This window comes from Kribbella voronezhensis (assembly GCF_004365175.1).
In the GTDB taxonomy this organism is placed as follows: Bacteria; Actinomycetota; Actinomycetes; order Propionibacteriales; family Kribbellaceae; genus Kribbella; species Kribbella voronezhensis.
Window position 1 is genome coordinate 5,125,605 of record NZ_SOCE01000001.1, and the last position, 12,480, is coordinate 5,138,084.

The window sequence follows — 12,480 nt, forward strand, 5'->3', positions numbered from 1 at the left end:
CCCCCTCGGACCCCGTTCGGTGAACCCGAACCCCGGGCACGAGACTAAGCACACGGACGGTGATCGTGGCGGGGAAAACCAGAAATATCCTTTGAAATCAAGGGTTTCTCTGCAAATGGGCAGCCGGTGGTGGTGACTCACTCGTTTGAATCAGAGTCGCCCGGCGAGACAGGCAACAGCGGCCCGGCATGGGCAACAGCGTCACGCAGGGTTAGCCTGGTTGTTTCCGACCCCGCTGGAGGACCTCGTGACGATCCTCGTACTGATGGGGCCGCCCGGTGCCGGTAAGGGGACCCAGGCCGAGGTGCTGGCCGATCGGCTGGGAGTTCCGGCGATCTCGACCGGCGACATCTTCCGGACCCAGGTCGCCGACGGGACGGCGCTCGGGCAACAGGCCAAGGGCTATCTGGACGCGGGGGAGTACGTGCCCGATTCGGTCACCAACGCGATGATCCGCGAGCGGCTGTGCGCCGACGACACCAGAGCGGGCTTCCTGCTCGACGGCTATCCACGCACGCTGGAGCAGGTCGCTGTACTGGACGACCTCTTGGCGGGACAGCGGCGCTTCGTCGACGGCGTCGTAGTACTGGAGGTGCAGGCTGATGAGCTGGTGGCTCGGCTGCTCCACCGAGCGGCGGAGGCGAACCGGTCCGACGACAACGAGCCGGTCATCCGCCACCGGCTGAAGGTGTACGCCGAGCAGACCCAGCCGCTGATCGACGTGTACGCCGCCCGCGGCCTCGTCACCACCATCGACGGCACCGGCGACACCGCCCAGGTCTCCCAACGAGTCCTCGCCGCCGCCAACACCCTCCAAGCCGGCTGACTGCCCTCGCCGCTGAGCTGAGCAGATCGGTGGTGGCTCGGGCGGCTCCCCCCGCTGTCCGAGCCACCGGGGGCTCAGCCGACCGGCTGGCGGGTGTAGGCGCGGGCGACCTCGAGACCGAGGACCTCCGGTTTGCCGGCCGGGTCGGGGCCGAGCACCTTGGCGAGCACCGGGCCGAGCCGCTCGGCGAAGAACCGGTCGGCGTGCTCGCGCGATTCCCACAACGTGACGACCCGGATCCCGTCGCCCGCGGACCCGACGTACCGAGCCTCCAGCCCTTCCGGCTCCTGGCCCAGCGTGCTCATCACCTGGTCGAACTGCTCGATCGAACTGAACGGCGGGGTGGCGACTGCGATCCACTGCATGATGCTCTCCTCTGGCTGCTGGGTGGCCGCTCGGCCACACCAACGACGTTAGGAGCGAACGGTCCGCGCCGAATCCGCCGAATCACTCATCGCCCTACTCATTCCAGCCGACGGGTGGTCCAGCTCGCGATCTGGCTGCGATTGGCGAAGCCGAGCTTGGTCAGGATGTGCTGCACGTGGTTCTGCGCGGTCCGTTCGGAGATCACCAGCCGCTCGGCGATCTGCCGATTGGTCATCCCCTCGGCGACGAGACCGGCGACCTCGGCCTCGCGCGGACTCAACCCGGAGCCGGCCACATCGCCGAGCCTGCCGAGCAGCTCGGCCAACGGATCGGCGTACGGGCTCATGCCCAGCGACCTGATCAACCTCCCGGCCTCCTCAGCGGCATCCTTCGCCCGCTCGCGGTCGCCGGGCTCGTCGCGATCGGCCAGGGCACGCGCGAGGTGGTACTGCGCCTCGGCGACGAAACCGGGTGCCCCGGCCGCTTCAGCCCGGCGTACGGCGAGGGCGAGGTCCTCGATGGCCGCGTCCAGCCGTCCGAGCGCGAGTTCGGCCCGGCCGATCGCCAGCTCGGCCGGGCCCATCGAGGCGACTCCGTTGCCCACGGCATGCTCTCCCCGGTACTCCTGGAGCCGGTCGACCAGCTCGGCGAGGTCGTCACGGCGTCCGATTCCCGCGCACGCCAGCGCGGCGTACACGTACCCGGGCAGGACGAAGAACGCCGGCAACGACCAGCTTTCGATCGGCCCGGCCTGCCGGTACGCCGCGTCCGCCTGGTCGGGCAGCTCTAGGCACATCAGCAGGTAGGCCCGCGACAGCAGGGCCATCGTCGCGAAGCGTGGTGGCGGATCGAAGCTCTGCAAGGCGAATTCGGCCGCCTCGGTGGAGACTCCGACGTGTCCGGCAAGAGCGATCTGCAAGGCGAAGTACGCACCGGTCGCGGGTGCTTGCTCGACCAGCCGCATCCGGTCGAATCCACGCCGGGCGATTGCTGCGGCTTCGGCGTACTGGCCGCGAGCCTGAGCGACGCAAGCGGCGACGCGGTCGTGGTGCCACGCACTCACCGGACCGCCGACCCGATCGACCGCGACCTTGAGAGCCGGCAACTCCGCAGCGGCAGCGACCAATCGGCCGCTCTCGATCAACGCGTCGAGCCGCCAGAGCTCGCCCCACATCGCGGCGCGCGCGTTGCCGGTACGCCGCGAGAGGTCGAGCATCTCGGTTGCCAGCAGCAACCGCTCTGCCCGGCCGGCCGGCCCCGGACACGCCTCCTGCCTTGCCCGCAGGGCCGCCGTCAACGCGAGATCGTCCTGCGAGGCGCGGGCCAGCGTGAGAGCCTCCCTGCTCAGCGCGTCGAGCCGCTCTTGTTCACCGTCGTAGAAGGCCAGCTGACTGCGCTGCGCGGTCAGTCTCGCCTTCAAGGCTTTGTCATCGGTGACAGCGAGGGCCTCTTCGCACAGGCGTTTGGCGCAGGCGTTGATGCCAGGATCCGGCACCGCCTCGAGGATGAGTGCCGCTTCCGCCTTCAACTCCGGTGTTCGTGCGGCGGCTGCGGCGGCCATCGCCGCTTTGACGCACTCCTGCAGATCGCCGGCCAGGTAGGCCGCCTTGCCAAGCGCGATCTGCGTCCGGGAATCCCTCTGTGGGTTGACTTTCAGGGCCGCCTTGTAGAGCCGCACGCCTTCTTCGTACGCCAACCGGTGTACGGCGTCGTCGGCCGCGCGGATCATCCACTGCGCCGCGGCCTCGGGATCGCCGTACTGGGCGCGGTGGCGGGCGATGTCGGCGAGGTGCTCGGAGAGGTCGTCGGCGTACCGATCCTCCAAGGCCTCTGCCGCCCCGCGATGCCAGCGGGATCGGTCGACCGCCGGGCAGGAGGCCTCGACGGCGTCGCGAGTCAGGGCGTGAACGAACCGGTACTCGACCCCGTCGCCGACGCGGTCCACGAAGCCGAAGGCGATCGCTTCGTCGAGCAGGGGCAGGCAATCGCCGACCGGCAGTTCCATCGCCGCGGCGAGGAGATCGACCCGGAAGTCCCGGCCGATGATCGCGGCCGCCTGGACCAACCGGCGGCAGTCCGGAGAGACCCGCTCCAACCGGGCGCCGATGATGTCGAGAACACTCCGCGGCGGCCGGTCCTCGCGCCAGGTGCCGTCCGCGATGGCTCGCGCGACCTCGCGGACGAAGAGCGGGTTGCCGCCGGTGATCTCCTGCACCCGCGCGGTCTGCCGGTCGCTTGCCATCGGCAACTGTTCACGGATCTCGTCGAGGCCGAAGCCGGTGAGATCGAGACGCTCGGCGGAGCGCGAGCGGAGCAGGTCGGGCAGGAACCGGGGGAGCGCGGCCGACGGCTCGGACTCGCGGCAGGTGGCGAGGACGAGAACCGGTAGCTCGGCGAGCTGGTCGGCCACTTGCCGTAGTACCAGCAGGGACGGCTCGTCGCCGCGATGGATGTCGTCGAGGATGACCACCAGGCCGCGCGAACCGGCGGCGGTTCGCAGTACGTCGACCAGTTCCTCGAACAGCCGGAAGCGATCCTCGGTTGCCGTCAGCACCTTGTCGGGGTCGATCTTCAGCGACCTGAGGATCTGCCGCCACGGCCAGTAGGCAGGAGCGCCCTCGGTCTCCACGCAGCGCCCCCAGGCGACGGCTGCACCCACCGCCAGTGCGGTCCCCGCGAACTCCTGCGCCAGCCGGGTCTTGCCGATCCCGGCCTCACCGACACACACCACCAGGCGCCCTGCGCCACCGCGCGCATCGTCAAGCCACCCCCGCAGCCCCGCCAGTTCCCGGCCCCGCCCAGCAATCCCCATCCGGCCAGCATCCCCCACGGACGGGGCAGGCGGAAGTAGGGCGCTTGTGTCCGTCGGAGAGACTTGGCCTGTGAAACGGGCCGTGCGGGGGTTGCGTCGGGTGCTGGTCGGATTTCTGGTTCTGCTGGTTGTTGTCACGGGGGCTTCGCTGACGTACAACGCGTTCACTGGTGACGAGGAGCCGCCGCCGGAGGGTCTTCGGTTCGTGATGGCCGGCGATGTCAACACGCGGTACGAGACGTGGGGTACGACGGGGAGCCCGGTCGTGCTTGTGCACGGCTCGACGGAGTCGGTGGAGAAGTGGTCGAAGCTGGTGCCGCTGCTGGCTCGTGATCATCGGGTGTACGCGTACGACATCACGGGATATGGGTACAGCGAGCGCAAGGCGCCGTACACGGTGGAACATCTGGCGGCGCAGCTGCTGGGCTTCCTCGATGCGATGAAGCTTGGTGGCCCAAAGCAACCACGTCCGCTGCTTGTCGGACATTCCCTCGGCGCGGGGATCGCCGCCGAAGCCACGCTGGAGGCACCGAGTCGGATCGGTGGGCTGATGTTCCTGGACGGGGACGGCCTGCCGCTCCCGGGTGGGCGCGCGTCCTTCGTACGGCATGTCTTCGTCAATCCCTACAAGACAAGCGCTCTGCGGTTGGTCCTCGGCTCTGACACGATCGTCCGCAAGCTCTACAACTCCGCCTGCGTCCAGGGCTGCCCTGCCCTCGACCACGCAGGCGTCGACCAGTGGACCCGTCCGCTTCGTCAACCGGGCGCGGAGAAGGCCCTCTGGCAGATGACGGCCAACGGCATCCCTGCCGTCACCCCCGAACGCCTGGAAACCTTCCGCACCCTGCCGATCCCCACCTCGGTCGTCTTCGGCGCCCTCGACACCCAAGGCGGCTCGGCGCAGGACACCGCCACCCGCATCGGCGCTCCAGCCCCGACCCTCATCCCCAACGCGGGCCACCTGACCCTCATCTCGTCCCCCACAGAAGTAGCGACGGCGATCAACGCCCTCGCCGCGAGGCCGCCTTCGGGTTAGGCGCCCGCGGTCAGGTGGAGGTTGGAGGCTGCGGCGGTGAGGACGATGGATTGGCCGCTGATGGCGATCTCCTTCAGGGTGGCGCCGAAGGGGAGGTCGGGCAGGCCGATTCCCTTGGCCAGCAAGGAAGTCACCGCGCGGCGGATGACGGACGGCACCTCTTCGGGAAGCTGGTCGACCAGGAGCCGGATCCGGCCGTTCACCGCCTGAGGGCGGACGGTCGCGGTCGCGTCGACTCCCCGGACCTTCACGCGGGCCTGCAGTTTGCCGCCGACGATCTGCAACGACAACCCGTCCAGCCCGCTGGCGGCCGCGGTCAGCTTGGTCAGCGCGCCAGGGGAGACCCGAAGCCGTACGTCGGTCGTGTCGACCGTGACGACCGCCTTCGAACCGGTCAGCAACTCGTGCGGCACATGGATGCCCGTCATCACCGCGCTGAGATCCTCCGCCGCGACCGACTTGAACGACGGCTCCTGCATCGTCACCGTGATCTTGGAGAACTTCTCCTTGGCAACCTGCGGCAGAAACCCGAACCCACCGATCTCGGCCGACGTGCGAGAGGCCTGTACGTCGTACCGTGCCGCCTCCTGCTCGGCCGCCTTCGCCAACTGCCCCTCGGCCAGCGACTCGCCGACCCGATCGACAGCGAACAACAGGCCGGCCAACAGCACAAGGAGAATCACCAGCACCTTGAGCCCGCACCCACGCCTCTTCGGGCTCATCTGCCCCTCCCCGACATCGGCTGGGTCGGCTCCGGGCGGCATACGGTCGTCATGGCGTGACCCTATCGACCCCCTGCCACCCACCGAACTCTCAGCCTGTCAGCCATGCCAGACGGGGGCGACGTTCTTCCGGTAGCTCCGCCCGAAGACGCCGTTGATGATCGCGAAGACCGGCGCGGGGATGGTGTCGGCGAGCGCGGCCTGTTCCTCGGGCCCGGCGCCGTCGATCGCCCAGGCGAAGAAGCGACCACCCCGCGCCGGGCTGACCTGGCCGAACTTCCGTCCCATCGCCTTGATCTCCGGGCTGTCCTTCTTCGCGAGATAGACCGGCTCGATCTCGGCCTCCTCGTGATCGAGGTGCCGCACGGTCACCGTCTGCAGCTCCCGCATCGCCGCCAGAGCCGCCTGGGCGTCATCCGCGGACGCCGTACTCCGAAGGGTGCCCATCGCGCTCCGAGCCGAGGCGAGCGCAGCCGCCATCGTCTCGTGCTCGGCATCCATCTGAGTCAGCAGTTCGCGACTCACCCCGACCGCTTCGAGCGCCGGCCAGGCGATCTCGTGCTCGCCTTCGTGGTGATACACCAGCTGATCGTCGAAATTCGCCCAAGCGGTGGCGAGCTGCTCAGCGCGCTTCCGGTCACCGGCGGGGAACGCACTCAACGCGTCCACGAACCGCTTCAAATCCCGGCGGAACGCAGCGTGAATCGCCCTGTTCATACTCATCTCGGCCATGACCGGAGTCTAGGCCCGCCTCACCGCTTCGCGGCGCGTTTCACCTCCTGATCACTCGCCTCGCTCGGCTGCCCCTGAACGATCAGCCGCTCCGCGAAACCGGCACCGAAGGCTGCCAGCAGCAGGTTCGCCGCGTTGACATTGGCCGTCTCAGCGGTCGCGATCGAGAACAACCACACGGTGAGTCCGGCAACCCCACCGATCGGAATCCTCGACAACGACGCGACATTGGAACCGAGCTGCGCGAGCACATGCTCGGGAAGGATTCCGGTCGACCTCTTGGCCGCACTGATCACCGCGCCCAGAACGCCGAGCAGCGCCGACAGGATGGACAGGAACGGCCCGGACGTCCATTCCTTCGTACCGATCTGATCCGAGAAAACGGCGAGGATCACCAAGACGGCGAGCAGGACCGGTCCACCGATGAGAATCAGCAATTGCTGATAGTGGCGCACGATCGCGAGCCGCCAGTAGTCGTTCGAGATTCCTTCGTTCCGGATTCTCATCGCGGCGGTGACCTTCTCCCGCGACGCGGCCAACTCCGATTCGGTCCAGGAGAAGTACGGATCAGGCAGCACGTGACGAATCGCCTTCACCCGCCATTCCGGCAGTCGCCCTGGTTCCTCGGCCTCCGCAAGCAGCAACGTCGCATGCAAGCGCAGCTCTTCGATCCCGTACCCCTCGATCAACTCCTGCTGAGCACGATGAAGGTGGTGCCAGGCCGTCTCCATGTCGAGCCGTTCGGACGCCCTCTTCGCCGCCGTGATGAGCTTCACCGCCCCCGGCTGATCACCGGCCTCATCGACCTCCAGCCGGAATTCGGCGATCTCCGCCTCGATCCAGGCCTGCCGCGGATCCTTCCAGAACATCCGCACCCGCCGCCATCGCGGCGGCGAGGTCTCCGTCCGGAGTCTGGCCATTGCTCCCCCTCGACTGAATCAAGCCACTGATTTCCGGACGAGCCGATCGTGCGGTCATCAGCTGCCGCCGGAACCACGGAGAAATTGCGCAGAACCGGAACGGCCCCTGCCGCGCAGTATCCAAACCGGAAATGCCCCTGTCAACGCCTCGAATCACCCCGACCGGAGACCGCGAATTGGCGGCACAAATCGCCGGCGTACCCGCCAGTTGCAGGAGCTTCGTTTGCCCGCGGCCAAGACAACCCAGGACGCACATCGGCAGCTGAGCCCGCTGTGTCACCCGGCTGCGGCAACAGAATTCCTTGACTGATCTTCCATTGGTCCCCGTCGGGAGGGGCCTTCGGACCCTGGAACACCCGGCGCGAACGCCAGATCGTAAGAACAGGGCGGATGCCGAGACGTTCGCCCGGCGGACGACTGGGGGTTCCATGACAACGACACCGAAGCCGGACTCACCGCAGTTGCCGGTGGGCTGGCATCCGGATCCCTGGACCGATGGCGACCTCTACAGGTACTGGGACGGATCCACCTGGACCGCCCAGACCAAACCCGCACCCCGGAAGAGCAAGGAACCCCGCAAGCGGCGCTCCGTTGTCTTCCCGCTCACCTTTGCCGCGTTCCTTCTGGTCGCTGTGGTCACCGCCGTGATGATGACCAGAGGCGATGCGTGCAAGGTTTCGATCGGCCCCGCAACGGTCGACTTCTTCGCCTGCCAGGACGTCGAAGCGCGTCAGTCGCAGATGCAGCAGGAGGTGAATTCCGCGAAGGAGAACGCTCAGGCGCAGGCAGTAGGTCAGCCGACCTCGACGGTGAATCTCACCGGCCAGTGGACTCCCACGCAGGGCGGTTTCAGCTGGCAGATCGAGCAGTACGGCAACCAGGTGGTGGTTCGCGAAGTCACGCCGTACGGGATCACCGCAGTCGCGCAAGGCACCCTCGCCGGAACCGTCGCCAACCTCACCTACCAAGCCGTCGACGGAAGCAGCGGCAGCAATGTGCTCCAACTGGTCGACAACAGAACTCTTCGGGGCACGGTCCGCAGCTACGCCACAAACGCCGAATCAACCATCGAACTCCACCGCTGAGCCATTGCCCTGCCGTGTTTTCGCCGAGATGCTGTGAGCCGGGGGAACTGATGACAACTGACGGAAAACCGGCGGCAGAGGCAGCCATAAAGCTGATAAAGCTCCGGTACGCCGGCGTCTGCACGTGCGGCGCCGCCGTGGCGCCCGGCAGCTACGCCGGCTGGGACAAGGTAACCCGTAGCGTCCTCTGCGAGACCTGCGTTGCCACCCCGCCCGCGGACTCGAACGGTGCTGCTGAACAACCAGTAGACATCGGCCGCCCCGGCGCGTCCCTAGACCGCGAATACCAACGCCGCAAGCACTCCCACGAGAACCGCGTCCGAGCCCGGTTTCCACGGCTCGGCGGCCTACTCCTGGCAGTGACGGGCGAACCAGCCAGCACCAAGTCGTTCGCAATCGGCGCCGAGGGAGAGCAGCATGTTGCGTCCAGGCTCGAGAAGGCCTGCGGTGACGAGGTGCTCTTCCTCCACAACCGGCGGCTCGGCAAGCGACGGCGCGACGGTGACATCGACCACCTGGCCATCGCAGCTTCGGGTATCTACGTGATCGACGCCAAGCACTACAAGGACGCCACAGTCCGCGTACGCCGTACAGGTGGCCTTCTCTCCCCGGCCAGGGAGCAACTGCTGATCAACGGCCGCGATCGCACCAACCTCATCGCCGGCTCCACCAAGCAACGGGACGCGCTACTAGTTGCCCTCGACAACCACCCGCTCGCGGCGTCCGTTTCCGTCACCTCGCTGCTTTGCTTTCGCACTGCCGACCTGCCGTTCTGGGGTGACGCCGAAATAGCCGGCGTACGAGTTCTGGCTCTCCGCGGAACCATCAAGCTCCTGCGCCGCAACGGACCATTGACTCCTTCCGATCGCCAATCCCTCCATCGCCATCTAGCGGCCGAACTCCCGCCGGCCTGACCCGTTCACCTGGGCGTTTGTAACGTTCAACGCGGTGGGGCGATGTACCGGTCGTTGGCGGTGTGACCGGTCGGGCTCTGGGGAGGGACGGCCGGCGGAAGAAGCCGCCTGTTATTCGAGGGGGAACAACTGCATGCGTTATCGACCCGTCGCGTTCGGGCTCGCGGTGGCGGCGCTCGCCGCTGTCAGCCTGACCACACCGGCGCAGGCCAAACCGGCCGCTAGCAGTACGACAATGGCAAACACCACATCCGCGGGGACGACCGCCACGAGGGTGGTGACCGCCGCGATCCCGTTCGGGCAGAACGGTGACATCCCGGTCGCCCGCAACTACTCCGGAGACAGCCGGTACGAGATCGCGGTGTTCCGCCCCAGCAACGGGACCTGGTACATCCGAGGTGTCGGCGCGTACAAGTTCGGGCAGAACGGCGACATCCCGGTGCCGGCCGACTTCACCGGAGACGGCCGCGCCGAACTCGCCTTGTTCCGGCCGTCCAACGGCTATTGGTACGTCCGCGGCGTCGGTCAGTTCACCTGGGGCCAGGCCGGCGACGTACCGGTTCCGGCGAACTACATCGGAGACAGCCGTGCAGAGGCGGCGGTGTTCCGACCATCCACCGGCAAATGGTGGATCCGCGGCACGGCCGCCATTGCCTGGGGCAGGAGTGGGGACATCCCCGTGCCGGCCGACTACCTCGGTGACAGTCACGCCGATCTGGGCGTGTTCCGGCCGGCGACAGCGCAGTGGTGGGTCCGTGGTGCCGCCACCATCGCGTGGGGCGTGAACGGCGACATCCCGGTGCCCGCGAACTGGGTAGGCACGGCCAAGGCCGACCTGGCGATCTTCCGCCCGTCCACGGGCGCCTGGAACCTCCGCGGTACCAGCCCGGTCACGTGGGGCACGAACGGCGACCGCCCACAGCCCGGCAACTACGCCGGCGACACCGGCACGGACCAGGTCGTCTGGCGCCCATCCAACGGCACTTGGTACCTCCGCTACCGAGTCCCGATCACCCCGCCACCGCCTCCGCCGCCGAACTGCGACCCGTCGTACCCGACCGTCTGCATCCCACCGCCACCACCGGACCTCAACTGTGGCGACATCACGTACCGGAACTTCAAGGTGATCGGCACCGATCCCCACCACTTCGACTCCGACCACGACGGAATCGGCTGCGAAAGCTGACCCACCAATCCACCGGCCCCGAGTAGCAGCTCGGGGCCGGTACTTCGCTGTCCCCGTCCACCGCGGCGAGCCATCTTCTGGCTGATGCTCTCAGCCATCGGCCGGGCCACGTCCTTGCCGGATCGCCTCGACCATCTCCGGCAACTGCCGCGCGAATGCCTCAATACCGCTGCGCGTACCAGGTCGGTGGCTCGCCGAACATGCTCTTGAAGTCGCGGATGAAGTGGCCCTGGTCGGCGTAGCCGAGGTCCGCCGCCAGCGCGGCCCAGTCGATCGCCCCGCCAGCGGCCATGCGTGCGGTCGCCTCGTGCAGGCGGTAGCGGCGGATCACCCACTTGGGTCCGATGCCGACGTACTCCGCGAACAGCCGTTGGAGCCCCCGAATGCTCAACCCCAGCTCACCAGCGAGGCGTTCGACCCTGGTCACGGCCTTGTCCTCGGCGATCAGCTCGACCGCGGCCGCCGCCTGGCGTACCCGGGGGTCGTCATCGTCCGGCAGGTGTTCCAGCAGGAACGCATCCATGGTCGGCGCGTCGAGCACCGTGGGCGAGTCCGGGCCGAACACTTCGGCCGCCGGGACGACACGGTCGGTGATGGTCGAGACTGAGGCACCGAGGAACGGGCGGAAGCAACCCGGCCGGAACGCGACGCCGAAGACGTGGTCGCGGCCCTCGAGGACCTTGAGCTGGTAGCTGCTGCAGACGCCATTGACATCCGCGCGGCCGCCGCCGAACGACAAGTGCACGTTCGGGTACGGCACGATCTTCTGCCGGTAGGGCTCGACGTAGTCCCAGCGAGCCTCCCAGTAATGCTCCACCCATGGCGAGAGCGCCGGCGACGGGTGGTGGAACGCGTGGCGCTGATGCCTGGTCCAGGCACTCGCCAGCTCACGAATGTCCCGTCCCACGCGGCAGAGTGTATGTCGTCTTTGTTCAATACCCCTCCGGTCCACGCTGCCTAGCATCGCCGCCATGTCACACGTTTCCGACGCGGCCCAGGCCATGGCCGCAATCGCCCGCACCATCACCGACGACCAGCTCGCCAACAAGACTCCCTGCACGGAGTACGACGTGCGGGCCCTGATCAACCATCTGCTGTTCTGGGGCCCGTCGCTCGCCGGCGCCGGCCGCAAAGAGTCCGTTCCGCAGCCCGCGAAAGCCGAGTCCGATGTGGACCTGGCAGCCGGCGACTGGCGCGGCCACCTGCTCGCTCTGCTGGACGACATCTCGTCGTCGTGGACGCCGCCGAGCGCCTGGGATGGCGAGACGAGCATGGGCACACCGCAGATGCTGCCCGCGCCTGTCATGGGCGACATGATCGTCGGCGAGTTGGCCGTGCACGGCTGGGATCTGGCGGTCGCGACGGGGCAGCGGCTGGAACTGCCCGCCAATCTGCTGGCGCATCTGCACGACACGATGTTCGCCGGCGTCGAGCAGGGGCGGGAGATGGGCATGTACGGACCGCAGATCGCGGTGCCGGCCGACGCGTCCACCTTCGACCGCATCCTCGGCCTGACCGGCCGTGATCCCGCCTGGGCGTAGTCCCCACCCGGCTCTGAGCAGCGGTGCACCCTCCGAAAGAAGGTCGGGGGGTGCACCGCCCGCATCACATGGCTTGGCAGTGGTCTTCCTCCGGCCGGCAAGCGCCCGGGAGGCGATTCGTAGTCGGGCGCTCGCCATCCGATACGCTAGGCCCGCGTGCGCCCCCGTAGCTCAGGGGATAGAGCAGTGGTTTCCTAAACCATGTGCCGCAGGTTCGAATCCTGCCGGGGGCACTTTGTGATGTCTCAAGACATCGGCAACAGCTGAACCCATGTTTCGTGGGTTCAGCTGTTGTCATTTGGGGTGTCTGCGGGTGGGGCCTACCCCGCTGTGCTTCGTG

Annotated in this window: 12 protein-coding genes and 1 tRNA gene; 7 read left to right on the forward strand and 6 right to left on the reverse strand. The window is 67.7% G+C overall.

From position 1 onward, the window contains the following. The first annotated feature begins 247 nt into the window (after positions 1–247). Positions 248–826: an adenylate kinase gene (locus tag EV138_RS23935; RefSeq protein WP_255513727.1), complete on the forward strand. Its 579-nt coding sequence runs from the start codon at positions 248–250 to the stop codon at positions 824–826. A 74-nt stretch (positions 827–900) separates the two neighbouring features. On the opposite strand, the gene EV138_RS23940 is transcribed toward EV138_RS23935, so the two are convergent. Together EV138_RS23940 and EV138_RS23945 are read right to left on the reverse strand one after the other, a co-directional pair. Further along, positions 901–1,191: a hypothetical protein gene (locus tag EV138_RS23940; protein WP_133981027.1), complete on the reverse strand. Its 291-nt coding sequence runs from the start codon at positions 1,189–1,191 to the stop codon at positions 901–903. 98 nt (positions 1,192–1,289) lie between these two features. Continuing rightward, a complete protein-coding gene (locus EV138_RS23945; protein WP_133981028.1) occupies positions 1,290–4,004 on the reverse strand; it encodes an ATP-binding protein in 2,715 nt (904 codons plus the stop codon). Between the two features lie 70 nt (positions 4,005–4,074). Between EV138_RS23945 and EV138_RS23950 the strand changes: the two genes are divergently transcribed. Then, positions 4,075–5,040, forward strand: a complete 966-nt coding sequence (locus EV138_RS23950; protein ID WP_133981029.1) for an alpha/beta fold hydrolase — start codon at positions 4,075–4,077, stop codon at positions 5,038–5,040. On the opposite strand, the gene EV138_RS23955 is transcribed toward EV138_RS23950, so the two are convergent. The 3 genes from EV138_RS23955 to EV138_RS23965 form a co-directional block, all read right to left on the reverse strand. Continuing rightward, positions 5,037–5,762, reverse strand: coding sequence for an LmeA family phospholipid-binding protein (locus EV138_RS23955; protein ID WP_133981030.1), 726 nt, complete (start codon positions 5,760–5,762; stop codon positions 5,037–5,039). The two genes, EV138_RS23950 and EV138_RS23955, sit on opposite strands and share 4 nt — an antisense overlap. A gap of 99 nt (positions 5,763–5,861) precedes the next feature. Next, positions 5,862–6,494 (reverse strand): hemerythrin domain-containing protein, encoded by a 633-nt coding sequence (locus EV138_RS23960; protein ID WP_133981031.1) that lies wholly within the window; start codon positions 6,492–6,494, stop codon positions 5,862–5,864. Between the two features lie 20 nt (positions 6,495–6,514). Next, positions 6,515–7,414 (reverse strand): hypothetical protein, encoded by a 900-nt coding sequence (locus EV138_RS23965; RefSeq protein WP_133981032.1) that lies wholly within the window; start codon positions 7,412–7,414, stop codon positions 6,515–6,517. Between the two features lie 428 nt (positions 7,415–7,842). Between EV138_RS23965 and EV138_RS23970 the strand changes: the two genes are divergently transcribed. The 3 genes from EV138_RS23970 to EV138_RS37705 all read left to right on the forward strand — a co-directional run bounded on the left by EV138_RS23970 (position 7,843) and on the right by EV138_RS37705 (position 10,599). Beyond that, complete coding sequence (locus EV138_RS23970) at positions 7,843–8,499, forward strand: DUF2510 domain-containing protein (protein ID WP_133981033.1); 657 nt, start codon at positions 7,843–7,845, stop codon at positions 8,497–8,499. Positions 8,500–8,549: 50 nt separating this feature from the next. After that, positions 8,550–9,413, forward strand: coding sequence for a nuclease-related domain-containing protein (locus tag EV138_RS23975; protein WP_133981034.1), 864 nt, complete (start codon positions 8,550–8,552; stop codon positions 9,411–9,413). Between the two features lie 133 nt (positions 9,414–9,546). Continuing rightward, positions 9,547–10,599: a hypothetical protein gene (locus EV138_RS37705; protein WP_202866809.1), complete on the forward strand. Its 1,053-nt coding sequence runs from the start codon at positions 9,547–9,549 to the stop codon at positions 10,597–10,599. A gap of 160 nt (positions 10,600–10,759) precedes the next feature. Here the strand turns inward: EV138_RS37705 and EV138_RS23985 are convergent, their stop codons facing one another. Beyond that, the gene (locus tag EV138_RS23985) at positions 10,760–11,506 is read right to left on the reverse strand and encodes a helix-turn-helix domain-containing protein (protein ID WP_238158314.1); all 747 of its coding nucleotides are present in this window, start codon (positions 11,504–11,506) and stop codon (positions 10,760–10,762) included. A 64-nt stretch (positions 11,507–11,570) separates the two neighbouring features. Here EV138_RS23985 and EV138_RS23990 point away from each other — a divergent pair, with 64 nt between their 5' ends. Beyond that, a complete protein-coding gene (locus EV138_RS23990) occupies positions 11,571–12,140 on the forward strand; it encodes a TIGR03086 family metal-binding protein (protein ID WP_133981035.1) in 570 nt (189 codons plus the stop codon). Positions 12,141–12,300: 160 nt separating this feature from the next. Then, positions 12,301–12,373: transfer RNA gene (locus EV138_RS23995), tRNA-Arg, on the forward strand. Positions 12,374–12,480 lie beyond the last annotated feature (107 nt).

What these genes read in the sequence shown, in the direction of transcription:
- EV138_RS23940 (WP_133981027.1), bottom strand. Translation starts at nt 1,191, where the DNA reads ATGCAGTGGATCGCAGTCGCCACCCCGCCGTTCAGTTCGATCGAGCAG.
- EV138_RS23960 (WP_133981031.1), bottom strand. Translation starts at nt 6,494, where the DNA reads ATGGCCGAGATGAGTATGAACAGGGCGATTCACGCTGCGTTCCGCCGG.
- EV138_RS23965 (WP_133981032.1), bottom strand. Translation starts at nt 7,414, where the DNA reads ATGGCCAGACTCCGGACGGAGACCTCGCCGCCGCGATGGCGGCGGGTG.
- EV138_RS23955 (WP_133981030.1), bottom strand. Translation starts at nt 5,762, where the DNA reads ATGAGCCCGAAGAGGCGTGGGTGCGGGCTCAAGGTGCTGGTGATTCTC.
- EV138_RS23975 (WP_133981034.1), top strand. Translation starts at nt 8,550, where the DNA reads ATGACAACTGACGGAAAACCGGCGGCAGAGGCAGCCATAAAGCTGATA.
- EV138_RS37705 (WP_202866809.1), top strand. Translation starts at nt 9,547, where the DNA reads ATGCGTTATCGACCCGTCGCGTTCGGGCTCGCGGTGGCGGCGCTCGCC.
- EV138_RS23990 (WP_133981035.1), top strand. Translation starts at nt 11,571, where the DNA reads ATGTCACACGTTTCCGACGCGGCCCAGGCCATGGCCGCAATCGCCCGC.
- EV138_RS23970 (WP_133981033.1), top strand. Translation starts at nt 7,843, where the DNA reads ATGACAACGACACCGAAGCCGGACTCACCGCAGTTGCCGGTGGGCTGG.
- EV138_RS23945 (WP_133981028.1), bottom strand. Translation starts at nt 4,004, where the DNA reads ATGGGGATTGCTGGGCGGGGCCGGGAACTGGCGGGGCTGCGGGGGTGG.